At 37.9% G+C, this 23,255-nt stretch carries 22 protein-coding genes; 9 read left to right on the forward strand and 13 right to left on the reverse strand.

Translation table 11 applies throughout. The features are described from left to right. Nucleotides 1-5 precede the first annotated feature (5 nt). From BKM32_RS13565 to BKM32_RS13580, 4 genes are read right to left on the reverse strand one after another with little or no spacing between them, the layout of a single operon-like run. Nucleotides 6-2,453 (reverse strand): T9SS type B sorting domain-containing protein, encoded by a 2,448-nt coding sequence (locus BKM32_RS13565; RefSeq protein ID WP_076664283.1) that lies wholly within the window; start codon nt 2,451-2,453, stop codon nt 6-8. Nucleotides 2,454-2,462: 9 nt separating this feature from the next. Further along, on the reverse strand, nt 2,463-5,864 hold the full coding sequence (locus tag BKM32_RS13570) for a T9SS type B sorting domain-containing protein (protein WP_076664285.1): 3,402 nt from the start codon (nt 5,862-5,864) through the stop codon (nt 2,463-2,465). Between the two features lie 26 nt (nt 5,865-5,890). After that, a complete protein-coding gene (locus tag BKM32_RS13575) occupies nt 5,891-6,715 on the reverse strand; it encodes an ABC transporter permease subunit (protein WP_076664287.1) in 825 nt (274 codons plus the stop codon). A gap of 22 nt (nt 6,716-6,737) precedes the next feature. Continuing rightward, complete coding sequence (locus tag BKM32_RS13580; protein WP_076664289.1) at nt 6,738-7,634, reverse strand: ABC transporter ATP-binding protein; 897 nt, start codon at nt 7,632-7,634, stop codon at nt 6,738-6,740. Between the two features lie 93 nt (nt 7,635-7,727). Between BKM32_RS13580 and BKM32_RS13585 the strand changes: the two genes are divergently transcribed. After that, nucleotides 7,728-8,792 carry a hypothetical protein gene (locus BKM32_RS13585; protein ID WP_216349602.1) on the forward strand — a complete coding sequence of 355 codons (1,065 nt, stop codon included), beginning with the start codon at nt 7,728-7,730 and terminating at the stop codon, nt 8,790-8,792. Between the two features lie 6 nt (nt 8,793-8,798). On the opposite strand, the gene BKM32_RS13590 is transcribed toward BKM32_RS13585, so the two are convergent. The 4 genes from BKM32_RS13590 to BKM32_RS13605 all read right to left on the reverse strand — a co-directional run bounded on the left by BKM32_RS13590 (nt 8,799) and on the right by BKM32_RS13605 (nt 12,454). Then, nucleotides 8,799-9,317 carry a hypothetical protein gene (locus BKM32_RS13590; RefSeq protein ID WP_076664293.1) on the reverse strand — a complete coding sequence of 173 codons (519 nt, stop codon included), beginning with the start codon at nt 9,315-9,317 and terminating at the stop codon, nt 8,799-8,801. Between the two features lie 24 nt (nt 9,318-9,341). After that, the gene (locus BKM32_RS13595) at nt 9,342-10,292 is read right to left on the reverse strand and encodes a COX15/CtaA family protein (RefSeq protein WP_083702190.1); all 951 of its coding nucleotides are present in this window, start codon (nt 10,290-10,292) and stop codon (nt 9,342-9,344) included. A gap of 83 nt (nt 10,293-10,375) precedes the next feature. Further along, nucleotides 10,376-11,821: a CCA tRNA nucleotidyltransferase gene (locus tag BKM32_RS13600; protein WP_076664297.1), complete on the reverse strand. Its 1,446-nt coding sequence runs from the start codon at nt 11,819-11,821 to the stop codon at nt 10,376-10,378. Between the two features lie 72 nt (nt 11,822-11,893). Then, nucleotides 11,894-12,454 (reverse strand): L-threonylcarbamoyladenylate synthase, encoded by a 561-nt coding sequence (locus BKM32_RS13605; RefSeq protein WP_076664299.1) that lies wholly within the window; start codon nt 12,452-12,454, stop codon nt 11,894-11,896. 251 nt (nt 12,455-12,705) lie between these two features. Here BKM32_RS13605 and BKM32_RS13615 point away from each other — a divergent pair, with 251 nt between their 5' ends. Both BKM32_RS13615 and BKM32_RS13620 read left to right on the forward strand, forming a co-directional pair. Beyond that, a complete protein-coding gene (locus BKM32_RS13615; RefSeq protein ID WP_076664303.1) occupies nt 12,706-13,191 on the forward strand; it encodes a hypothetical protein in 486 nt (161 codons plus the stop codon). A gap of 92 nt (nt 13,192-13,283) precedes the next feature. Next, entirely contained in the window at nt 13,284-14,174 is an 891-nt protein-coding gene (locus BKM32_RS13620; protein WP_076664305.1) for an ATP-grasp fold amidoligase family protein, read from the forward strand. Here the strand turns inward: BKM32_RS13620 and BKM32_RS13625 are convergent. Together BKM32_RS13625 and BKM32_RS13630 are read right to left on the reverse strand one after the other, a co-directional pair. Further along, nucleotides 14,161-15,267, reverse strand: coding sequence for a glycosyltransferase family 4 protein (locus BKM32_RS13625; protein ID WP_076664307.1), 1,107 nt, complete (start codon nt 15,265-15,267; stop codon nt 14,161-14,163). The genes BKM32_RS13620 and BKM32_RS13625 overlap by 14 nt on opposite strands. Next, on the reverse strand, nt 15,267-16,124 hold the full coding sequence (locus BKM32_RS13630) for a glycosyltransferase (RefSeq protein ID WP_083702191.1): 858 nt from the start codon (nt 16,122-16,124) through the stop codon (nt 15,267-15,269). Before BKM32_RS13630 ends, BKM32_RS13625 begins: the two co-directional genes overlap by 1 nt. A gap of 108 nt (nt 16,125-16,232) precedes the next feature. Between BKM32_RS13630 and BKM32_RS13635 the strand changes: the two genes are divergently transcribed. Continuing rightward, entirely contained in the window at nt 16,233-17,006 is a 774-nt protein-coding gene (locus BKM32_RS13635) for a lipopolysaccharide kinase InaA family protein (RefSeq protein WP_123812123.1), read from the forward strand. On the opposite strand, the gene BKM32_RS13640 is transcribed toward BKM32_RS13635, so the two are convergent. Beyond that, nucleotides 17,003-17,764 carry a glycosyltransferase family 2 protein gene (locus tag BKM32_RS13640; protein WP_076664311.1) on the reverse strand — a complete coding sequence of 254 codons (762 nt, stop codon included), beginning with the start codon at nt 17,762-17,764 and terminating at the stop codon, nt 17,003-17,005. The two genes, BKM32_RS13635 and BKM32_RS13640, sit on opposite strands and share 4 nt — an antisense overlap. Nucleotides 17,765-17,803: 39 nt before the next feature. Between BKM32_RS13640 and BKM32_RS13645 the strand changes: the two genes are divergently transcribed. Together BKM32_RS13645 and BKM32_RS13650 are read left to right on the forward strand one after the other, a co-directional pair. After that, entirely contained in the window at nt 17,804-18,634 is an 831-nt protein-coding gene (locus BKM32_RS13645) for a glycosyltransferase family 2 protein (protein ID WP_076664313.1), read from the forward strand. Continuing rightward, entirely contained in the window at nt 18,627-19,451 is an 825-nt protein-coding gene (locus BKM32_RS13650) for a glycosyltransferase family 2 protein (protein ID WP_076664315.1), read from the forward strand. The genes BKM32_RS13645 and BKM32_RS13650 overlap by 8 nt, the downstream gene beginning before the upstream one ends. Here BKM32_RS13650 and BKM32_RS13655 read toward each other — a convergent pair. Both BKM32_RS13655 and BKM32_RS13660 read right to left on the reverse strand, forming a co-directional pair. Then, complete coding sequence (locus tag BKM32_RS13655) at nt 19,448-20,509, reverse strand: glycosyltransferase family 9 protein (protein ID WP_076664316.1); 1,062 nt, start codon at nt 20,507-20,509, stop codon at nt 19,448-19,450. The two genes, BKM32_RS13650 and BKM32_RS13655, sit on opposite strands and share 4 nt — an antisense overlap. 88 nt (nt 20,510-20,597) lie before the next feature. After that, the gene (locus BKM32_RS13660) at nt 20,598-21,413 is read right to left on the reverse strand and encodes a 2,3,4,5-tetrahydropyridine-2,6-dicarboxylate N-succinyltransferase (RefSeq protein ID WP_076664476.1); all 816 of its coding nucleotides are present in this window, start codon (nt 21,411-21,413) and stop codon (nt 20,598-20,600) included. Between the two features lie 136 nt (nt 21,414-21,549). Between BKM32_RS13660 and ruvX the strand changes: the two genes are divergently transcribed. The 3 genes from ruvX to BKM32_RS13675 all read left to right on the forward strand — a co-directional run bounded on the left by ruvX (nt 21,550) and on the right by BKM32_RS13675 (nt 23,165). Beyond that, a complete protein-coding gene (gene ruvX / locus BKM32_RS13665) occupies nt 21,550-21,966 on the forward strand; it encodes a Holliday junction resolvase RuvX (RefSeq protein WP_076664318.1) in 417 nt (138 codons plus the stop codon). 102 nt (nt 21,967-22,068) lie between these two features. Next, nucleotides 22,069-22,659 carry a peptide deformylase gene (gene def, locus BKM32_RS13670; protein WP_076664320.1) on the forward strand — a complete coding sequence of 197 codons (591 nt, stop codon included), beginning with the start codon at nt 22,069-22,071 and terminating at the stop codon, nt 22,657-22,659. A 65-nt stretch (nt 22,660-22,724) separates the two neighbouring features. Continuing rightward, on the forward strand, nt 22,725-23,165 hold the full coding sequence (locus BKM32_RS13675) for a DUF5606 domain-containing protein (protein ID WP_076664322.1): 441 nt from the start codon (nt 22,725-22,727) through the stop codon (nt 23,163-23,165). The last annotated feature ends 90 nt before the right edge of the window (nt 23,166-23,255 follow it).

Raw genomic sequence — 23,255 nt, forward strand, 5'->3', positions numbered from 1 at the left:
AAATACTATAGTTTTAAAGTAAAATGACTAGTGAAAGTTCGGCCATCTTCCAATGTTACTGAAAACCAATAATCGTTAGAAGGCAATGGTTTGCCATTAAATGTGCCGTCCCAACCAGAACTTAGAGAGGTAAGTTCTTTAACTAGTTGACCATACCTATCGAAAATGTAGATAGTGCTATTAGCTTGAAATTGTGGGCTAATACCTTTCACTTGCCAGAAATCATTATACCCATCTCCATTTGGGGTAAAGAATTTTGGAAAACCAATAACGGAAACTGTTTTTTCTGTTATCCCACAACCGTTTTTATCCCTGACATAGGCGGTATGAAGCCCTGCTTCTATGTTGGTAAAAGTAGGACTATCTTGGTAAGGTCCATCAATATCCTCTAAAGCAAATTCATAGTCCCCATCACCAGTCACAAACACAGTAATAAGGTTGTTCTCAGAAGCATCAATTACTTCAATGGATTCTATTGTGGCTGTATTAGAGGGTAAGACTGTAATAATACGATTCTTAAAGCATCCCAATGTATTGGAAACTCTTACAGTGTATGTGCCAGGGGAATCTACAATAATGGATTCTGTGGTTTCACCCGTAGACCAAGTGTAATTGTAGTCTAGAGGTAAGCCATCAATAACACCGCTAGTAAGGGTTAAAGTTTCTGGATGTAAATTGAGGCAATAAAAGGTTTCATATTCTGTTTCAAGATTAGGGAGTTCTAAGACTTCAAGTAAGACCTCTGAAATACCATAGCATCCATTATTAATTTCCACCCGCGCAAAGATAGTTTGAGAATAAGGTATTGAATTGGTAAAGTTGTCTGGTAGCGGATCTGTTTTTAAGAGGGCATCTTGATAAGTTTCGTAAAATTTTAAATCCAAATTAGAAGGAAGTCCATTTAAAATTGCTTCGGAAGCATCACTGAGAATAAAATTATAAAAGCCATCTTCTGTACCATCATTATCACAGACTTTCAGAATTGTACTGTTGGTAGAAGTTGTACTGACTTCTATCGTTAAGATTGCGGTATTGGTACATCCAGTATTGGTATCGGTAATCTTAACAAAGATGTTTTGGGGATTAAGGGAATTATTGAATTCCTCTGGATTGAGGATAGTGTTGTCTGAAGAAATGTCAGACTCGGATAGGAAGTATTGAATTGTTCTATTTGGAGAACCTCCGGTAATAATTTCTTCAGCTTCGGTTAAATTGAATAAGGTTAATCCATCTGTCTTAGAATTCTCATCACATTGGATTAAAGGGGTATCATTAGCTACAGGAATTGGATTTACAATAAGGTAACATGAAGTTATTATCTTACAGTCAGGATTGAAAGGGTCTTCAATCCTGATAAAAATTTCCTGAGAATCAGGAACTGAATTAAAGTATTCTGCAGGTAGATTTTTATTTTCGCTTTCGGCATCATCGAGTGTTTCATGATAGGAAACTTTTAAGTTTTGTTCTTCAAACCCTTGAATGATTTCGTTAGTAATAATTCCCAGGTCAAAAATTGTTTGCCCATTGGTAGCATCCCCATCTTCTATATTATCACAACTTTCCAAATCTGAAGGAGGGTTGAAGTCAGGGCTGGGATTTACTTTTAAATTGAATTCCCCCAAAGTGTAACAATTTGTGATAGTATTGGTGATTCTGAAATATATGGTTTGGGGATTCCTTTTGTTGGTATAAATGCCTCCTAAAGAAAAGGCTTCTCCAATATTGGCATCACTTTCATTTTCGTAATAACTAACGGTTGTATTAGTTTGTTTTCCAATAATAGCGGTTGAATTGGCTTCAAGATCAAAAGTGGCAAGTCCGTCATCAAAAGGAAGGAGGTCGTCACAGGTCTCCATATTTAAATTAATATTTGACACTACTTGGTTGGTGGGAGGTTCATAAAATTCAGCTGTTCCAGTCCATTCCAAACTAAATGGGCTAACTCCTATAGGCCTATCTATTACGATATAGTAGGTGTCTCCTGGATTGACGTTTAATTGTTTAACAAAGCTGTTCCCGTCAGGGCCTGGTCCTTCTGAAGTGTCTGATTCAGTTGCATTCATACCTGTAGTATTGCTACTCAGGTTGGCATTTGACGGATTTGTGGTAGAGCACCTTATGGCTTGTCCCAAGTTGTCACATGATACATTGGGGCCAAAAACAAAAAAATCATAATCCTCAGAAATATTTGTGCTATTTGGAGTTAAGGTAAAGCCCAATGTCCCATTCGTTGTTACTGTAACTTTTAGCCAAATACTATTGTTCTCTTGTCCACTACAACTATTTGAGCTTAATAGTTCTTGGATGCCCACACCATTTACATTCAGATTGAGATTGGAGTTGCCACATATTGTTACAGAGTCAAAACAGTCTGTCGGTTCTTGTGAAAAAGTATTTCTGAAAAATAGTAGTAATATTAAGGTTAACAGTAAGTGTTTCGGGGTATTATTCATAAAGTGTAGTTATCGTTTTAAAGTAAAATGACTGGTATAAGTTCTTCCATCTTCTAATGATACAGAAAACCAATAATCGCTTGTAGGTAGAGGTTTACCGTTTAGGGTTCCATCCCAACCGGAACCAAGAGGTGAAAGCTGTTTCAGTAGTTTGCCATAACGGTTATAAATATAAATGACGCTATTGGATTGAAATTGTTGGCTAATACCTTCAACTTGCCAAAAATCATTGTGCCCGTCCCCGTTTGGAGTGAAAAATTTTGGAAACCCAATAACTGAAACTATTTTTTCTTTTATTCCGCAACCGTTTTTATCCCTAACATAAACAGTATGAATCCCTGCTTCCACATTGGTGAAAGTTGGACTATTCTGATATGGTCCGTTAATGTCATACAAAGCATATTCATAATTGCCATTACCGCTAACAAATACTGTAATCAGGTTGTTTTCTGTCGCATCTATAACTTCAATGGATTCAATAGAGGCTATATTAGAAGGGAATACAGTAATGCTACGTTCTTTAAAACAGCCAAAGGAATTTGTAACTCTTACAGTGTAAATGCCGGGTGCGTCTACTTTGATGGAGGCTGTGGTTTCTCCTGTTGACCAATTGTAATTGTAGTCACTGGCCAAGTCATCGTTAGCTCCTCCGCTTAGGGTAATTGTTTCAGGGTATAGATTAACACAATAATAGGTTTCTGCCTCGGTATCTACTTTCGGAAGTTTCAAAACCTTCAATAAAACCTCAGATACTCCATAACAGGCATTATTATTTTCTACACGCGCAAAGATAGTTTGAGAATAAGGTGAGGTATTAGTAAAATTGTTTGGTAGTTCATCTGTTTCTAAAAGGGCATCTTTGTAGGTTCCGTAAAAGTTTAAATCTAAATCAGGAGAGAGTCCATTTAAAATAGCTTCGGAAGCATCATTTAACTTAAAACTGTAAAAGCCATCTTCTATGCCATCGTCATCACAGGCTTTCAAAATTGTATTATTAGCAATGGTTGTACTGACTTCCAAAGTTAAGTGTGCGGTATTAGTGCAGCCTGTATTGATATCCGTGACCTTTACATAAAGGTTTTGAAGATTAAAAGAATTGTAAAATTCCTTTGGGTTAAGGATGGGATTGTCAGAATCAGCATCGGCTTCAGAAAGAAAGTATGCCACATTTTTATTTGGAGCACCACCGGTAATAGATGCTTCAGCTTCGGTTAAGTTGAAGGCTGTAATTCCTTCTGGAGCGGTGACTTCTTGACATTGGGTTAAAGAAGAGTCAAAGGCGCTAGGTGCTGGATTTACTGTTAGGAAAAACGAGTCAGTATTGTAGCACTGGGGAGTGAGTTTGTTTTCAATTCTTACAAAAATTTCTTGAATGAAGGGTGTTGTATTAGAGTAATTTGTTGATAATGGAAAGGCATCGGTGTCAGCATCATGTTGAGATGCATGAAATGTGATATTATACAATGAAGGATCTTGATTTCCATATATTCCATTATAGAGACTAGATAAATCCATAGAGACAATACCATCTGATGGATTAGATTGGAAGTCCTCATCGCAAATAGTGATGTCATTTAAAATATCAATAGTAGGCGTGATATTTACTTCAACGAAAATAGAAGTCGTATCGTAGCAATCAGGATTATTGTTATTATGGACTCTAATAAAAATCTCCTGAGGGTTAGTTTTGTTGCTGAATGGAAATTCAATTTCATTTGAATTATTTTGAGCGTCCTCAAGAGAAGTAAAATAGTGAGCGCTGAATTTTGTAGGATCTTGAGAGCCTAAAACATCACTGTTTAATTCTGAAAAATCAAATGTTGAGATTATATTTAAGTCACAAGCAACAATATCCTCAGGTTGGAGAGCTTCAGGCATGGCATTATAGCTTACAATAGCCTCTCCAATTATGGGACAATCTCCATTGTTTGGCTTAATATACACTTCATAAAATCCAGGGGTGTCTATCAATAATTGATAAGTGTTTTCTATTAATGCTTGCCCATCCTTTGTCCAATTATATGTAGCTCCAGAAATATCCTGTGAAGTAAGAGGGTAAGAATCTCCTTCGCAAAGAGAAAGTTGGGTGGTACTTTTTCCATTTTGTATAATATCAATTTCTGTGTTGAACAAGGATTGTATAAAAGGGGGCAGGCCAATTCGGCTCAAATTTTTAAATCCACCATTAATATCCAATAAGATTCCCTTTTCATCATAATTGGCCGCTGTACCATTGGCATCTGGATTATGGATAATACCTAGATATTGAGCAGATGAATTTTGGTCTTCATAATTTAATTGGGCTCTATATATCTTCTTGTCAATTCCCAATTGTAGGGCTCCAGACGTTAGTTTATTGGAGGAGTGGATAACTATTTGTGAATTAGGGATGTTGGCTGCTTCTAAATTCCATTGAATAAGTTGGGTGGTACCTGATCCATCTGCTCCTCTGCTAATAGTAGCATAGAGCTTTTTGTTTTGAGATGAGAATTCCAATCCATAAGGGCTGTTGTTGTTAGTGGGTGAGTATAGCTCCATGGAGTTGGTTACTTCCCCTGTTTCATTGTTGAAGTCAAATAAATATACCCCGCCGCCGGCCTCCCCTGCAAGTTCAGTTGCAAAACCGAAGTGGGCGACAGCCAGCTTGCTTCCGTCAGGAGAAGCTTTTAAGTAACCAATAGCATTTCTACGATACCCATATATTGGGACGTTTGGTCCAACAACAGATATTACGGGTTTGGTGTTAACACCATTGTCATCAACTTTAAAAGCATAAAAGCTATCTGTAAAATGGGTAATTACCCAAAATGATAAACAATCATCAGCTTTTACAGCGGTAATTTTTTCAGAGCACTTAAAATCCACTTCATCTGAATCAATAATGTCATAAGTAATCAATTGAATGTTTTTTTCTGAAGGATTCACATCTCCAAGTCCTCCATTCAAGGACATGTCCACTAGAGAGTACATAAAGCCATCATTAACACCATCTCCATCTTGATTGTTTGGAAAAACTGAGGAATTGAAATGATGTGGTTCATCTACCGTAAAAATATAATAGAAATTAGGATCTTGAGGTTTAGGAACAATTAATCCAGAAGAAGTGCTGGAAGCATCCCCTTTAAGGCCTGTTCCAAACAATTCATTGGCATTGTCCATAGGCTGGTGTATGGCGTTCCAAACAGTTCTACCATCTGAATAGAACAAAAGGTTGCCATCGGAATCTGAAATAGAAGTGCAGCCTTCCAAAGTGTTCAATTGCCCATCTGTTAAAGGGGTAACGGCTCCCGTAGCTCCATTAAAGTGCAAGCCTGCATTCTGTCCAAAATACCAATTGGAAGCTTCGTTTTGCGAGAACACTTGAACAATACAGAGGAGGGAAAGTATTGGAAAAATTAATTTATATTTCATTTAGATAGCACTGGCTATCAAATATATTATAAATCTCGATTTTTTAATAATTTGTAGGATAAAATGACAAATATGGCTGTCCAACCCAAAACAATAACAATTTCATACCAATGTACTGCATAGTCGTAAGCCAAATCCATTTTTTCAGGAAACTTGGTCATTATGATACGTTGAAAAGGTTGATCAATGAGTTTGTACATGGATTTTAATGGGAAGAAATTTTGAATCTTTTCAGCAAGTTCTGCATTGGTTTGCCAAGCCAATAAACCATAGATAATCCATTCTGCAATAAACAAAATAAATAGGAAGGCTAAGGCAAAAGCCGATCGTTTTACAAGCATTCCAAAAAAGAGACACAAACTGAAAAAGCCAACCAATTTTACAAAATAGGCCAATAAAAAGTTAGTTTCCCTAAAGATGATAGCAGCTTCTTTATAACTGGAGTAATACATGCCAATGCAAAAAGAAGCAAAGCCTATCAACAGGGTTGCCAATAAAGAAAAGAATACAATAGTATAGAATTTAGATAGGATAAATTCCTTTTTACTGAGTCCGTCTATTAGGTTTTGTTTGAGCGTTTTGTTGCTGTATTCATTCCCAATCATACTCACCACTACTATAGCAAAGAAAAACTTGAACTGTGAGGCAAAAAAAGTAGTGATATGCCATATAATAGGAAAATTGAAGACACCTAATTCTCCCAATTCCAAAGTGAACAAGTTGAAAAAATTGATTTTAATCGATGACAAAATCAATACGGTAAAGGGTAAAATAAAGGAAATAAATATCAGAACTTTACTTACGTTGTTCAACAATAATTTTTGTAGTTCCAGATTTAAAAGACGTAACATAGGGAGGGTATTGGTTGCTGATTTATTTGTTGTCGGTAAGTTGTAGGAACTGTTCTTCTAGGCTTTCCTTACGTTTTACCAAATGCGATAGGGTGATGCCTTTTTCAAACATGAGTTTATTGAGAGCGGAGGCATCCATAGGCTCATTTAAAAAAGCCGTGATCAGATCATTTTCTGTGGTAATTTTTCCGAAGGTCGGATTGGTTTCCAAAATGTTCAATAGCTGTGATTGCTCTGTGGCTTTAAGCTGAAAGAAACCATAACTATTGATCATCTCATCCACACGCCCGGAATATAATTTAACACCTTTTCTAAGCACAACCACGTGCGAACATACTTTTTCAACTTCATCTAATAGGTGGGAGGCCAATAAGATGGTAGTGCCATTAGCGGCAATACTTTTGATGATTTCCCTAATTTGATGGATTCCCTGTGGATCGAGACCATTGGTTGGCTCGTCCAAGATGAGAATTTCAGGATCGTTCAACAAGGCAGAAGCAATGGCCAAACGCTGTTTCATTCCTAAGGAATAGGTGCGAAACTTGTGATCCTTTCTATCCAACAAGCCTACAATTTCCAGTTTTTCCTCAATTTTTTCAAAAGGGACCTCTTTTATTTTACAGACCAATTTCAAATTTTGGTAAGCAGTCATATAAGGGTAGAAATTTGGACGTTCAATGATGGCGCCCACTTTTTTTAGGGCATTATGTGTGCTAATGTTGCCGTCAAACCAATGAAAGTTTCCCGAGGTTTTGTTGACTACGTTTAAAACAATGCCCAAAGTGGTAGATTTTCCACTTCCGTTTGGGCCCAAAATGCCATAAACATTTCCTTTATTGATAGTAAAACTTAAATCTTGTACGGCTGTTAAATAGCCAAATTTTTTGGTGAGATTGGTGATCGTAAGGATTGGTTCCAAAGTTTTTGAAATTGAATGGTTAAAAATATGACGAGCATTGTTGGCTTTTGTTACAAGGTATTTATAAAAGCCTTAAATTAGACTACTTTTATCATTATGGACGATTTAAAAATATCCAAAAAAAAGCCTTCCTTCCCAATAGGCAGTAAGTTACACAATTATTTGCAAGAGTATAACCGCAATATACGTTTGCCTATTTTTTATGAGGATTTGCTTCGGTTTCAAGGTTCAATAGTGGTGTATGATGCCCATGGCGAAGACACCCTTTGGGTACGTGTTTATTACAACGATTATGAGCGCGAAGAAATAGATTTAAGTTTAAAGCGGGTGTATTCCATCCTTATTTCCGATGGAAATGAAAACATCTTCAAGTACCTTAATGTAGATGCTATTGACTATTGTACATTCGGGAATTCCAAGCCATTTAGGGTGAAGGTTAGAAATGTACTTAATGATAATTACACTCATTTCTATGTCAAAAAGGCTGATGCTTCCAGAGTGTACGGTTTGGAATTTGAGCATATGCTATCGCCTTACAGTCTGAATTTTTTGGTATACAAGAATACACTTATTGAAGAGCATATTGCGGGGATTCCTGGGGACGAATTCATCAAAAATATGCTGCCCGAGTGTTCCCATTCCGAGAAATCACAGATTGCTAAAGAGTTTGTTAAGTTCAATGAGCGCTGTATGATTAGATTGTTGGGAGATATGCGTTCCTACAATTATGTTATTGTACCCACCCACGATTTTGATCATGTGGTTTATAGAATTCGGGCGATAGATTTTGACCAGCAGTGTTACGAAGGGAAATTTAATGTTTACAGGCCACAGTTTTTTAAGGAGAATTTTAAAATGGTGGAATTGGTACGGGAGAAAATCCAAAACGAATCTATAGAACAGTACAAAGTTGAAGAACGCTCAATTGTGGCTCGACGTATGATTAGTTATCATGATAGAATTTCGGAACTTTTGGAGTGCATGGAGGCAGACACCATATCCATTCCTGCGCACGTCCAACAGTTGGGGGAAGCTATTTATAAATATACGTTGGATGTGGAATTTAGACGTAGTGAAACGATGGGGGCTATAATGAAAAATGCCCTGGATTTCGTGAGGCGAAATTACCAAGGCATGAATATGAAAAATTTCTTTTAGCGTTTTTTAGTTCCAGTTTTCGTCGAAGTCCAAACTGTCATAGTCATCCAGATCCAGATCATCATCAAATTCATTGAAGTCGTCCATCATGTCATCGGCTTCAAAGGCTTTTTCAGGAGCTTGGTCAGGGATTTGCCCATGAACGAACATTAAATTAGGATAATCCATGCCTTCGGCTTCTTCAACAATCTCGGCCAATTCCACAAAAAAGGTCCACATGCTCAAAAAGTCATACACGTAGATTAATTTCGTTTGTTTTTCATCGGCAATATCGTTGATACTGGTTTCGTTCATCAACCGTACAGAATTCATCCCATCACTCATATCGAACAATGAAATTTCTTCTCCTTGTTCCCAAGTATCATCACTTAAATAAAAGGATGCCATTTCGTTTCCATCAAAACCAAAAGATTGGGTGATGGCATTGTGAAGGTCTTCTAAAGTATCTGTTTCGCGAATCTCCAAATCGCGAAATACATCATCTTCTGTATCGTTGTCTAGTATTATTCTAAATCTGTAAATCATGTTACAAATGTAATCTATTTTCGGTTATTTGGTGAATCTGTGTAGCGTAAAAGTCATGGTGCTTAATAGCAAAAAAGCACCTACTTGGTGTAGTACGCCCAACCAGATTGGGACATAAAATAGTAAGGTTAAAACTCCAAGTAAAAATTGAACTCCAACCAATACTACAAGTAAGTTAACACCCTGTTTTTGTTGTACTTTTAGGGCCGTTTTTCTGGCTCTATTCCAAAGTGTCACAATTAAAACAACCACGATATAGGCAAATGTACGATGTATAAACTGTATGCCGCTAGGGTTTTCTATCCAGTTTTTATAAAAAGGTTCTACAATATAAGCCGACTGGTGAATAAATTTGCCTTCATTCATTAAAGGCCAGTGATTATGTACTAAACCTGCTTTTAGTCCAGCAACAAAGGCCCCGTAAATTATCTGAATTATTAAAGCGATGTATGCGACAATCGTGATATTTCTAAATTTAATGTTGGCAGGTTTGCGTTCTGGGTAAATTAAATCCAGTGCCACCCATAGTGTGGCTGCAAAAGTTAAAAATGCGGTTGTAAGGTGAGCGGCCAATCTAAAATGGCTAACATCCGGCATATCTACCAATCCGCTTTTTACCATGTACCAGCCCAAAAAACCTTGAAAAGCGCCTAGTCCCATTAGGACAATACTCTTTTTTATCGTGGATTTGGTAAGTTGTTTGGTTACTAAAAAATACACAAACGGGAAGAAAAATACCAAACCGATCACTCTACCGATCAGGCGGTGCAGCCATTCCCAGAAGTAAATACTTTTAAAATCGTCTAAAGTGAAATGCGAATTGTAATGTTTAAATTCTGGATGCTGTTGGTAGAGCTCAAAAGCTTCCTGCCATTCTGCTTCACCAATTGGAGGAATGGTTCCGGTAATTAATTTATAGTTTGAAATTGAAAGTCCGGAGTCTGTAAGTCGGGTGATACCTCCAACAATTACCATGATGAAAATAAGAAAGCATCCTGTGAGTAACCAATAGATGACCTTTTTGTTGTCTTTAGTTGCGTTTGCCACGGTATGAGTGTTTACTGTTTTTTGGAAATTTGATCTTTGGTCACAACAGCTTTAAGGCCCAATCTTTCCCCTTCTTTTAGCATCAATTGGTAAGCTGCTTCGTGCTCATTAGGAATGTCACCTTCCAAAATGGCTTCTTTGATAGTTTCTTTTATGATACCAATTTCTTTAGAAGGTTTTAGGTTGAAGGTTTTCATGATTTCTTCTCCCGAAATGGGTGGTTGGAAGTTCCTTACATGGTCGCGTTCTTCAACTTCCACCATTTTTTGCCTTACAATCTTAAAGTTGTTATGGTATTTTTTAAAGCGTTTTGGGTTTTTGGTAGTGATATCGGCTTCACAAAGCGTCATCAAATCTTCCACATAATCGCCTGCATCAAACACCAAGCGTCTTACCGCGGAATCGGTTACAATATCGCTGGCCAAAATGATAGGGCGGGAGCTCATAAACACCATCTTTTGAACAAATTTCATTTTATCATTCATTGGCATTTTGAGCCTTTTGAACAAATGGAACACCATTTTGGAGCCTTCAAACTCATGGCCGTGGAAAGTCCAGCCTACCTTTTTGCTAAAGCGTTTGGTAGGTGCCTTACCTATATCGTGCAGCAAGGCTGCCCAACGCAACCAAACATTATCTGTGTTTAAAGAAATGTTGTCGACCACTTCCAAGGTGTGGTAAAAGTTGTCCTTGTGTCTTTGGCCTTCCACTTCATCAATGCCTTTTAGAGCCGTGAGTTCTGGAAGGATATAATTGAGCAACCCTGTTTTTTCCAAAAGAAGGAATCCAATGGAAGGTTTTTCGCTTTCCAGAATTTTATTCAGTTCCGTTACAATGCGCTCTTTGGTAATGATGTTAATCCGTTCATTGTTTCGGCTAATTGCCTCCAAAGACTCTTTTTCAATTTTGAAGCCTAATTGCGTTGCAAACCTAATGGCGCGCATCATACGTAACGGATCGTCGCTATAGGTGATGTCTGGGTCTAAAGGTGTGCGGATAATTTTGGCTTCCATGTCCTTCAGACCATTAAAAGGGTCTAACAAATCTCCAAAACCATTCTCGGACAAATTTAGAGCCAAGGCATTAATGGTGAAATCTCTTCGGTTTTGATCGTCTTCCAAAGTGCCATCTTCCACAATAGGGTTGCGGCTGTGTTCTTGGTAGCTTTCCTTGCGGGCACCAACAAATTCAACTTCAATATCCTCATAACGCAACATGGCTGTTCCGTAGGTTTTAAAAACTTGAACTTTGGGATTGTTGGGCAATAATTTGGAGACTTGTTTGGCCAATGCAATACCGCTTCCAATGGCTACAATGTCAATATCTTTTTTAGAATCTCGTTCTAAAATATAGTCTCTTACATAGCCGCCAATAACATAGGCATCGATGTTAAGTTCTTGTGCCGCTTGAGATACAATTTTAAATAGGGGGTGCTTGAGTGCTTCTTTGTAATTCATCAATGAAATGCCAGTTTTCAAAACTTCAATTTCTAGACTTTGTTTGAAATTGATCGATTGAAATTTAGGAGATTACTTCCTTATAATTTTAACTTCACCATCTTTACCAAGCTTAATGATAGAGGACGGTTTTGTTTTTGATTTTTCGCTGGGCAAATTTACAACATAGTCCACACCTTTTAAAATCTCCTCGGAGATTTCTTCGAAGGAAGTTGGGGTAGGTTGCCCACTGATATTGGCTGAGGTTGATACAATGGCACCGTTAAACTTTCTCAGCAACTGAAAACAGAAGTCGTTGTCTGGAATCCTGATGGCAATGGTGTCGTCGCTGCCCACGAGATTAGGTGCCAAGTTTTGTGGTCCGTCATAAATTATGGTGATGGGTTGGCCGGGAATGTCAAAGAAGTCAGGGGCCGCAGCAGGGATGTCTTTGACGTATTTTTTGAGCATTCGCTCATCGGCGACCAAGCAAATTAAGGCTTTGGAATCGCTGCGTTGTTTTAGCTCATACACTTTTTGGACGGCCTCAGGGTTGGAGGCGTCACAACCAATGCCCCAAACCGTATCGGTGGGGTAGAGGATGGTTCCGCCTTCTTTTAAAGTTTCAAAGGCTTTTTTGACTTCCTTATGCATTATAAATTCAAATAGTTGAACAGGTTTTGTGCAAAATTAAGCTTAATTTCTCGACATTCTTCCAAGTGCTCTGGATACATTTCAGTTTTATGATATTTGATTAAGTGTTTTTTTAATAAGATACCAACTAGAGCAAACAATTCCTGCCAGTCACACAGCGCTTGTCGACGTACTGGAAACCCTCTAAAATCAAAAAAAGTGTAAGAAAACCCATTGAGAATATTATCTTTAAAACAAAAACCAACCACCTCATGAAAAGAAACTTCTTTATTCTATTCGCTCTATTTTTTGCGCTGTTGAGCTGCAACAACGACGATGACAACGCCTCACAAAACCCGATAGACCAACTGCCACCAGCCACACAAACTGGGGAGAATACCTTTGGCTGTTTGGTGAATGGGGAACCAATGGCTATTGAGGGGCTGCTTAATATGACGGCTATTTATCAAGGAGGTTTTATACAATTTGGAGGAGGGGGTATTTATATGATTGTTTCTGATCCTAATGTTAATACTGAATATTCCTTAATAGGAGAAGCTCGATTTACAGAAGATGATGATGGTCCAGCTATGTGTTACTATGATTTTGAAAACACCTATGAGGGTTTTGTTAAATTCTCTAAAATAGACCAAACAAATTATATCATCTCTGGCACATTTGAATTTTCAACAGTAACAGAAAACTGTGAGACGGTTCACATTACCAATGGCCGCTTTGATATGCAATATATTCCTTAATAATTTTTTGTTATACTATTCATAATAAGAACTTAAAAAGCAAAGATAATCCTATTTGAATTACTATTTTTGTCCGCCCTAAAATTTCAAACATGAACTTTTTTAGAAAAAAATACTATCGCCTACTAACAAATTACCACAAGTCAACAGGAAATGAAGTTGGCTTTGCAAAAGCCTCCTATAAGTTGAAAAACAATAGGGAGCTTGACCTGCATAATCCTAAGGAATTTGTTGAGAAACTTCAGTGGTTAAAGTTCAACCTCTATGACGAATCTTACGGAAATTTTGTGGATAAATATGAGGTTAGAAAGTATGTAGAGGAAAAAGTTGGCAAAGAATACTTAATAGATTTGGTAGATGTATATGACAATCCTGAAACCAAGGATTTACAGGACATGCCGGAAAAGTTTGTCTTGAAGGGTACCCATGGTTCGGGGTATAATATTATTGTCAAGGACAAATCACAAGTAGATTGGGACAAGACCAAAGAGGAGTTGCAGGGCTTTTTGGGCAAAAATTATTACCACAAGTATTTTGAGCGTGTTTATAAAGATGTGCAACCTAGAATTGTAGCAGAGCACTATTTAGACCAATTGGACAGTGACAATATTATCGATTATAAGTTTTTCTGTATTCACGGAAAGGTAGAATGCATTTGGGTGAAAACCTTTGTGGATGGGAAGTACCGCAACTGTTACTACGATTTGAACTGGAAGAAAATAAGTCCAGATACCAATACTTCCAACTATTTGTCCAAGGAGGTCAAACGTCCAGACAACCTTGACGAAATGATTGAGGTGGCCGAAAAACTATCGGAAGAATTTGTATTTATTAGAGTGGATTTATACTCGGTAAAGAACAAAATCTATTTTGGTGAATTGACCTTTTTCCCTTGGGGCGGTTATAAAAGATTAACCGTTGAACACTTGAACCATAAGTTGGGCGAAAAAATAAAGCTTCCAGAAGATTCTATGACTTCATAGTTGCTTTGAGTTCTTCATAAAACTTTTTTGCAATGATTTCCTTGGTGAAATTTTCAACCAAAAACTGATAGCCGTTGCCCGTCAATTTCTTTTGAAGTGCTTCATCGGCCAATAATTGTTCTACTTTATCTGCAAAATCGGTTGGGTTGCCAACTTCGGCCAACAACCCTGTTTCGCCATCAACAATAACTTCAGGAATGCCCCCGGCCTTGGCGGCAACAATCGGTACTTTGCAGGCATAGGATTCCAATAGAACACCCCCCGTAGGTTCGTTGTTGGAGGTGAACATGAATAAATTGAATTCCGGCAAAATGTTGGGGATGTCCTTTCTAAAACCAGCAAAAATGATGTGCTCGCTCAATCCTTTTTGGGCGACATAATTTCTAATGTCTTCTTCCAAGCTTCCTTTTCCTACCAAGATATATTTTGCTTTGATGTTGTTTCGGTTGACTAAAATTTCAACCGTATCAACCCAAGTGTAGTGGTCTTTAAAGCCTGTAAATTCAGCAATGTTTCCTATGATTTTTAAGTCTTTTGGAATATTGAACTCCTCATGTAAAATACCTATAGGGGCTTGTTTTGGGAATTTCTCTATATCGGTGACACTACCCACAACACAAAATTTATCATGGTTTTTTACGGCAGGTTTTAAGGATTCAACCACCGGTTGCGACACGCAGATGATTTTTTCGATCCCATCATAATTGTATTTCCACTTTCTTAGAACATTGGTGTCCACACGTTTTATGAGGGTTCTGCATAGCACCAAAGAGGTTTCAAGCCTATAGAATAATTTAGACATTACCGCCAAAGTGTGTGCCTTACTACTATGGATCAGCATGACATCTACTCGGTGTTTTTCGCAAATACGTTTGATGTCTTTGGCTAGGCCAAGATCATATTCCTTTTTGTAGTTATAAGGGATGATTTGCATGTTTTTGCTAGAAGCCACTCTGTAAACCTCAGAATCTTCTGGGCACATGATCCATTGGTCTTCTACATATCCGTATTTTTTGAAAGCTTCATAGAGATAAATAATTTTCTGCTCATGTCCTCTCCATCCGTTCGATGCTGTAAACTGTATTAATCTCATTATTTTTTCAATTTATAAATCCCCAGTCCTTTTTTTAGCGTTTTGCTCAGTAGTACGTACTTCACATAAAGTTTGTTTTTCAAACTAAGTGTCTTCCATTCCTTTTCAGGGATTAGATTTTGGCTTACAAAAGTGTCTATCTCCTTTGAAACTACAAAATCAGATTTTATGGCATTCCAATCCACGGCATCGTAGCCATCAAACATGTTCACTTTGTTTTTTTCGTGGATTATGGACATCCACAAGCGCTCTTTGGTCACTTTAACTATGCGGTTCTCCGTTTTCCACATATTGTGGTCACTTTGCCAAACCGTCTTGAAATTCTCCTTCTTTTCAATAAGACTGATAAAAGGATTGAATACGTGTTCTTTTTTGCCCAACATGACCTCAGGAGATATTTGAAGCGAATAACCTTTCACAATATCAATAGCCAAAAAGCTTTGTTGGTTGAATTGTTTCTGAACGGTATCTATGTAATGCTTACTGATGCAATCGTCATTATCTATTCTAGAGGTGATAATATAGTCATGTTTACTGGCATCCTTTGTGATAAAATCCATGATGGATGGGTGAAAACTTGCCATACCATCAATAAAAAAAGGTAGAATGATATCATGCCCTTTCAAAAGCTCATGGATCTGTTCCTTGAATTTATCTGATGTTGAACTATCGAAGAAAATAAGCCACTTAAAATTTTGATTGCTTTGCGCCAAAATACTTGGAAGGCAAAAGTTTTCAAATAACCAAATTCTATGTTCCATCCATTCGTCGGTAAGGAGGGTTTCATTATTTTTTGTGGTATTCCAACTAGGATTTTTAAGGTTAAATCTAGTTATGAGGTAGTGTTTAAACATCATTCAGGGTGTATTCGTGAGCAAAAATAATGTAAAATATTCATTCGATTTGGGTTGGGCTGTGTTAACTGTGATGAAAAGGCTACTTTTGTAGCGCGAAATATAGTTAAAATGCCTACAAAAATTGTCATCGATAAAAATGTAAATATATCCAAACCAATGCTTGAAGAGGCCTTGCAGCGTTTTGATTCTTCAGGGGAATTAATTGGGACAGGATATAGAAATGTGATTAAAACCTTAGATATAAATGGCATTCATTGTAATGTGAAGTCGTTTAAGGTGCCTAATTTAATCAACAAGATTGTCTACAATTTTTTTAGAAAAAGCAAGGCCCAACGTTCGTTTGAATACGCTAGTAAATTGCAGGGGATGGGCATTGGTACCCCAGATGCCGTGGCCTATGTAGAGCACAAAACACCCTTATTTTTTAAGGAGAGCTATTACATTAGTAAGCAACTGGAATACGATTTCACGATTAGGAAACTTATTGATGAACCCATGTGTGAGGATTACGAACGTATTTTGAGAGAATTCACAAAGTTTACTTTTGAACTTCACGAAAAGGGGGTGCACTTTTTGGATCATTCCCCTGGAAATACATTGATAAAGCAAGTGGAAGGTGAATACCAGTTTTATTTGGTAGACTTGAACAGAATGCGCTTTGAAAAGATGGATTTGGATATGCGTTTGAACAATTTTGCGCGTTTGTCTCCCAAAGATTATATGTTGGACATTATTAGCGACGAATATGCCACATTGATAGGGGCGCCTAAGGAAGAAATCAAAGAAAAGATGTATTTTTTTTCAAAGAAGTTTTCCTCTGGTTTCAAGAAGAAGGAAGCCTTCAAGAAGAAGTACTTTTTTTGGAGGAAGAAAAAGCGCTAATCCTGATTTTTGTACAATTCCCGTAGTTTTGTATACTTTAAAAACGTGATGTTGGCTGTTTGAATACAAATAACCAAGCCGTTTAAACCATCCAAAAAACCTAATCTTAGCACATAGGATTTAAAAAAGGCCCATGTCGGGTTGAAGACTATTTTCCATAAGCTGGCTTTTTTGCCCAAATCAAAATAGGCTTTGGCGGCAATACTTGAAAAGTATTCTGTTTTTTGGTTGAATTCTGAATAGGTTTGATAGGTCCAGTGTAGTAAATCGCCTTTTAATTGCCCCGTTTTTGCTTTGGGGTCGTGCAAGACCACATTGTCATGCGGATTGATCCCTTTCCAAGACGCTTTTCTACGATCAAAAACTCTTAGTTTTCTGTTGGGATACCAATCGGAATGCTTGATCCACTGTCCACAGAAATTATTGAAACGGTTGCAGTAATACCCATCCCATTGCCAATTGTCTTTTAGCTTTAAAATAGTGTCTCGTAAGGTTTCCGAAAGGGCTTCGTCACCATCTAAGGAGACAATATAATCATGGGATGCCTGTTGAAGGGCAAAGTTTTTTTGTTCTATATATCCCAAGAATTGCTGTTCAATAAAGGTGACCTTGTACTTCTCGCAGATGGCTTTGGTGTTATCGGTTGAAAATGAATCAACCACCACAATTTCATCCACAATACCTACCAATGATTGTAGACAGCGTTCAATGTTTCGTTCTTCGTTATAGGTAATAATTACCCCTGATAGTTTGAGCATGGTCACCAAATTGGATGTAAAAATAGTATTTTTGCACTAATGGAAACACCAAAGGCCACTGTAATCATCAGTACATACAACCAACCGGAATGGTTGCAAAAAGTGTTGTGGGGATATGAAGTTCAAACCGAACCCAATTTTGAAATCCTCATTGCAGATGATGGCTCTTCTAAAGAAACCAAGGACTTAATAGATGGCTTTACAGCTAATCCATCACTTAACATTATCCATGTTTGGCAAGAGGACAATGGGTTTCAAAAGACCAAAATTTTGAATAAGGCCATTAGGTTGGCCAATGCCGAATATTTGATCTTTACTGATGGTGACTGTATTCCAAGAAATGATTTTGTGGAAACGCATTTACGACTACAGCAGTCTAACTGCGTGATTTCCGGAGGGTATTTCAAGTTGCCGAAACAAATTTCTAAGGATATTACCAAAAAAGATGTGGAAAGTCAGCATTGTTTCGATGCCAAATGGTTGTTGGAGCTTGGGCTTGAAAAGACCTTTAAGCTAAATAAATTGACCTCCTTTGGGGTAAAATCATGGTTTTTAAATACTTTTACACCTACCAAAGCTACCTTCGACGGAATGAATGTATCTACTTGGAAACAAGATGTTTTAGATGTAAACGGTTTTGATGAACGCATGGGCTATGGAGGTGAAGATCGTGAAATAGGGGAGCGATTGATGAACAAAGGCTTGAAGTTCATTCAGGCGAGATACAGTGTGATTTGTGTGCACCTTTATCACGAAAGACCCTACAAAAATGAAGAAGCTTTGAACCAAAACAAAGCCATTAGAAAGCAGACCAAAAAAACAAAATCTACCGTTACGGCCTACGGAATAGAACAGCAAAGAGATGAGTAAACCAAAAATTTCAATAATTATCAGCACCTATAATTCCGAAGCGTGGTTGGAAAAAGTGCTTTGGAGCTATGCGGCGCAAACCTATAAGCAATTTGAAATTGTGATTGCCGATGATGGGTCAAAACAGCCTACTTTCGATTTGTTGGACCGTATGAGAGCCGAGGTCGATTTTCCAATAATTCATGTATGGCATGAGGACAATGGGTTCCAGAAATCGCAAATCCTGAACAAGGCTATTTTAAAATGTAAGGCCGATTATATTTTGATGAGTGATGGCGATTGTATTGCGAGGGAAGATTTTGTACAGGTGCATATGGACTATCGTGAACCAGGGTTTTTCCTATCAGGAGGGTACTTTATGTTGCCTATGCCCATTTCGGAAGTGATTTCAAAAGAGGATATCATTTCCCAAAGATGCTTTAGAGTGAACTGGCTCAAAGAGCATGGTCTAAAGGTGTCCTTTAAAAACAATAAGTTGACGGCTTCTGGTTTCAAAAGCAAATTGCTGAATGCCATGACGCCTACCAATGCCAGTTGGAACGGGCACAATGCTTCTGGGTGGAAAGAAGATATATTGGCAGTCAATGGTTTTGATGAGCGCATGCAGTATGGAGGTCAGGATAGAGAGTTGGGGGAACGCTTATTCAATTATGGAATAAAGTCGAAGCAAATTAGGTATAGTGCCATCTGTTTGCACTTGGATCATCCAAGAGGGTATAAAAATCAAGAATCTATCGATAAGAATTTAGCTATTCGAGCCACGACCAAAAAAGAGAAACGCGCTTGGACCGATTTCGGTATCCAAAAGCCGGTTTAAAACTGCTCGAGATAGTGCTCCAGTTTTGGTAAAATCAATTCAGGAGGAAAGGCTTCGTAAAGGGCAAACACATCGTCTTTCATGTCGCTTAAGGATTTCCCTTCGTAAAGTTCGGGCTTTTCATCCTTAAGGTGTACCGACACATTGGTGGTCCCATTTTCAAACATGTTCCAAGCTTCTTTTTTGATCCATGGAGAAAAAATTGTGAATGTTGGCACCTTAAGTGCCTTGGCCATATTTACTGCGCCACCTTCATTACCAATCAATGCCGAACAGTGGCTGGTCAATGCCAAAAATTCCCGAATACTTTCACCAAAAACATCGAAGAGGATGTGTTTTTTAGTAGTCTTATTACAGAAATTGTATATGGTCTTGGCTTCCGTAATTTGATTCGGAATGTAATTGAATAGAATCTGTCCTTGCGTTTTGGCAACTATGGCATCAATAAGTTTGGCCATATGAGGCAAGGGATAGGTTTTGGTGTTGGCACTCCCCAAAACACCGATCATAAAAAGTGGTTGTTCTAAATTGATGCCAGCATTTAGCAATCGTTCCTTGGCCAAAGCTCTTTCACTATCGGTCAGGTAAATTTTAGGTTTGATAATGGTTTCTGAAAGGGATTCAGAAATGGGTTTTAATAGCTGCAGTCTGTTTTCTATAGCAAGTCCTGCATTGGTAGCAGGTACTTTTTTGTTCTCAAACGTGTGGGTGTAGATGTATGAGGTGTAGGATTTATGTTGAGAAATCTTCATTTCGGCACCTGAGAAGGCGGCCATCAATCCACTGGTAAACTTGCTGTATACATCAACGACGATGTCATACTCTTCTTTTTTGATGACTTTCAGAAAGTTCAAGAACTTCAATTTACTCGATTTTATTTCTGGTGTTACAAATAAAAATCGATCAATAAAAGGATTGTTCTCTACAACGGGATAGGTGTTGCTGTTGATGACGTAGTGCAGTTCGCTCTTTGGGTATTTCTTTTTGAGGGCCTCAAACAAAATACTTGTTGCGAGCACGTCACCAATCATTTTCTTTTGAATAATAAGTATTTTCACGTTTAAGGAAGTCGGTTTGGTTAAATATGGGTAAGGTGAAAAATCACAAACACCCTTAGAGTAAGAGTGTTTGTGAAAATATATGTGATTACACCGCTACATCGTACTCGCGCAACGCATTGTTTAAAGAAGTCTTTTTATCGGTACTTTCTTTACGTTTTCCAATAATCAAGGCACATGGTACTTGGAATTCACCAGCAGCGAATTTCTTAGTGTAACTTCCAGGGATCACTACAGATCTTGCAGGAACCACACCTTTCATTTCAATAGGCTCGTCTCCGGTTACATCGATAATTTTTGTAGAAGCCGTCAAGCACACATTTGCACCCAATACCGCTTCTTTTTCAACGCGAACACCTTCTACAACGATACAACGAGAACCGATAAAGGCATTGTCTTCAATAATTACTGGAGCAGCTTGAAGAGGTTCTAAAACTCCACCAATTCCAACACCACCAGATAAGTGTACGTTTTTACCAATTTGAGCACAGCTTCCTACAGTAGCCCAAGTGTCTACCATCGTTCCTTCGTCTACGTAAGCTCCAATATTTACATAACTAGGCATTAAAATAGTACCTCCAGAAATGTAAGCTCCATGACGTGCAACAGCGTGAGGAACTACTCTAATTCCTTTTTCTGCATAGCCCTTCTTCAATGGAATTTTATCGTGGAATTCAAAAATGCCTACTTCCAAAGTTTCCATTTTTTGGATAGGGAAATAAAGCACTACGGCTTTCTTTACCCATTCGTTTACCTGCCATCCGTCGGCAGTTGGTTCGGCAACTCTCAACTCTCCAGAGTCAAGTAAAGTGATCACTTTTCTAATGCTGTCAATGGTAGATTGCTCTGTCAACAAAGCTCTGTCTTCCCAAGCGTTTTCAATAATCTGTTGTAATTCGTTCATTGTTGTCATTTCAAAATTCATGCAAAGATAAGCCGATAATTTTTACTTAAAAAGGAGATGTCCAAATAATGGGGATTTAGGAGAAAATTGGCAAAGCCTTTAGAAAATATGGATTTTAAAATGGTATTTTTGTGGCATGAACGGAAGAATTTTAGCCATTGATTTTGGAACCAAGCGGACAGGTTTGGCTGTAACCGATGAGTTGCAGATCATCGCCTCAGGGCTTACCACAGTTGCCACAAAGGAATTGTTGCCATTTTTGGAAGACTATCTTTCCAAGGAACATGTGGTGTGCATTGTGGTGGGAGAGCCTAAGCGATTGAACGATGAACCTTCCCAAAGCGAGGCGGCCATTCAACCGTTTTTGAAAAAGTTGGCAGAGCGGTTCCCAAATATGCCTATTGAAAGAGTGGATGAACGCTTTACTTCCAAAATGGCTTTTCAGACCATGATTGATAGCGGTCTAAAAAAGAAACAGCGCCAAAACAAAGCCTTGATAGACGAAATTAGTGCTACGATAATTTTACAGAGTTATCTGTATTCCAAATCATAGGAACCCTGGCTAATTTGGAAGATTCCAAGACAATTAAAAACCTTTCTAAAATTTCAAAAACGCACTAATAGTTGTATTTTTGCATCCGAAAATAAATTACTTATGATTTTACCAATTGTTGCTTACGGTGACCCAGTCCTGAGAAAAAAAGGAGATAACATCACCAAGGATTATCCACAATTAGACACGCTTATAGAAAATATGTACGAAACCATGTATGGCGCGTACGGCGTTGGTTTGGCAGCACCACAAATTGGCTTGCCTATCCGTTTGTTTATTGTAGATACGGAGCCTTTTGCAGAAGATGAATCATTTACTTCAGAAGAACAGGAGCAATTGAAAAACTTCAAGCGCACTTTTATCAATGCCGAAATTTTGGAAGAAGAAGGAGAAGAGTGGGGATTCAACGAAGGTTGTTTAAGCATTCCTGATGTGCGTGAGGACGTGTTCAGAAAGCCAAAAATCAAAGTGCAATACCAAGACGAGAATTTTGAAACGAAAGTAGAGGAGTTTGACGGGTTGATTGCTCGGGTGATTCAACATGAGTATGACCATATTGATGGCGTGTTGTTTACAGACAAGCTTTCGTCGCTAAAAAAGCGTTTGATCAAAGGAAAGCTTGCCAATATTGCCAAAGGAAAAATTAGAGTGGATTATAGAATGCGTTTCCCACTTTTAAAAAAGAAACGCTAAGAGTTAAAAGAGCATAGGCAAAAAATTATATTTGCCACCGAATTATAAAAAAGTTAATACAATTTATGGGATTAGATAAAATTCTTTCAATTTCAGGAAAGCCAGGATTATTCAAGATAGTGACACAAACAAGGAGTGGTATTATTGCCGAGTCCCTTATCGATAAAAAGCGTATCTCTGTAAACGTACACAACAACATTAGTGTATTGAGCGAGATTGCAGTTTATACTTTGACAGAGGAGTTGCCATTGTTCAAGGTGTTTGAAAAAATTATGGAGAAGGAAGAGGGAAAAGTAACTTCCGTTAGCCATAAAGACAGTAAGGAAGCTTTAGAGGAGTATTTCTTTGGAATCCTTCCAGATTATGATGAGGATCGCGTATATGCTAGCGATATCAAGAAAATTATTCAATGGTACAACTTGCTACAAAACAATGATTTGTTAGCTGCCGTTGAAGAAACTTCAAAAGCAGTTGCAGAAGCCGAAGCTGCTTCAGAAGAAGAATAAAACTATCCCAATGCGTTTACCTAAAGACACACTTTGTCTTTGGGTAAACGCAAATAGTTGTACTTTTGAGTCATTAAAATTCTTACCTCA

The organism is Mangrovimonas sp. DI 80 (assembly GCF_001975575.1).
Taxonomy (GTDB): Bacteria; Bacteroidota; Bacteroidia; order Flavobacteriales; family Flavobacteriaceae; genus Mangrovimonas_A; species Mangrovimonas_A xylaniphaga.

Bases quoted from the DNA above. Each gene is read 5' to 3' on its own strand.
- BKM32_RS13565 (WP_076664283.1), bottom strand. From the start codon at position 2,453: ATGAATAATACCCCGAAACACTTACTGTTAACCTTAATATTACTACTA.
- BKM32_RS13570 (WP_076664285.1), bottom strand. From the start codon at position 5,864: ATGAAATATAAATTAATTTTTCCAATACTTTCCCTCCTCTGTATTGTT.
- BKM32_RS13575 (WP_076664287.1), bottom strand. From the start codon at position 6,715: ATGTTACGTCTTTTAAATCTGGAACTACAAAAATTATTGTTGAACAAC.
- BKM32_RS13590 (WP_076664293.1), bottom strand. From the start codon at position 9,317: ATGATTTACAGATTTAGAATAATACTAGACAACGATACAGAAGATGAT.
- BKM32_RS13595 (WP_083702190.1), bottom strand. From the start codon at position 10,292: ATGGTAATTGTTGGAGGTATCACCCGACTTACAGACTCCGGACTTTCA.
- BKM32_RS13600 (WP_076664297.1), bottom strand. From the start codon at position 11,821: ATGAATTACAAAGAAGCACTCAAGCACCCCCTATTTAAAATTGTATCT.
- BKM32_RS13605 (WP_076664299.1), bottom strand. From the start codon at position 12,454: ATGCATAAGGAAGTCAAAAAAGCCTTTGAAACTTTAAAAGAAGGCGGA.
- BKM32_RS13615 (WP_076664303.1), top strand. From the start codon at position 12,706: ATGAAAAGAAACTTCTTTATTCTATTCGCTCTATTTTTTGCGCTGTTG.
- BKM32_RS13620 (WP_076664305.1), top strand. From the start codon at position 13,284: ATGAACTTTTTTAGAAAAAAATACTATCGCCTACTAACAAATTACCAC.
- BKM32_RS13625 (WP_076664307.1), bottom strand. From the start codon at position 15,267: ATGAGATTAATACAGTTTACAGCATCGAACGGATGGAGAGGACATGAG.
- BKM32_RS13630 (WP_083702191.1), bottom strand. From the start codon at position 16,124: ATGATGTTTAAACACTACCTCATAACTAGATTTAACCTTAAAAATCCT.
- BKM32_RS13635 (WP_123812123.1), top strand. From the start codon at position 16,233: ATGCCTACAAAAATTGTCATCGATAAAAATGTAAATATATCCAAACCA.
- BKM32_RS13640 (WP_076664311.1), bottom strand. From the start codon at position 17,764: ATGCTCAAACTATCAGGGGTAATTATTACCTATAACGAAGAACGAAAC.
- BKM32_RS13645 (WP_076664313.1), top strand. From the start codon at position 17,804: ATGGAAACACCAAAGGCCACTGTAATCATCAGTACATACAACCAACCG.
- BKM32_RS13650 (WP_076664315.1), top strand. From the start codon at position 18,627: ATGAGTAAACCAAAAATTTCAATAATTATCAGCACCTATAATTCCGAA.
- BKM32_RS13660 (WP_076664476.1), bottom strand. From the start codon at position 21,413: ATGAACGAATTACAACAGATTATTGAAAACGCTTGGGAAGACAGAGCT.
- ruvX (WP_076664318.1), top strand. From the start codon at position 21,550: ATGAACGGAAGAATTTTAGCCATTGATTTTGGAACCAAGCGGACAGGT.
- def (WP_076664320.1), top strand. From the start codon at position 22,069: ATGATTTTACCAATTGTTGCTTACGGTGACCCAGTCCTGAGAAAAAAA.
- BKM32_RS13675 (WP_076664322.1), top strand. From the start codon at position 22,725: ATGGGATTAGATAAAATTCTTTCAATTTCAGGAAAGCCAGGATTATTC.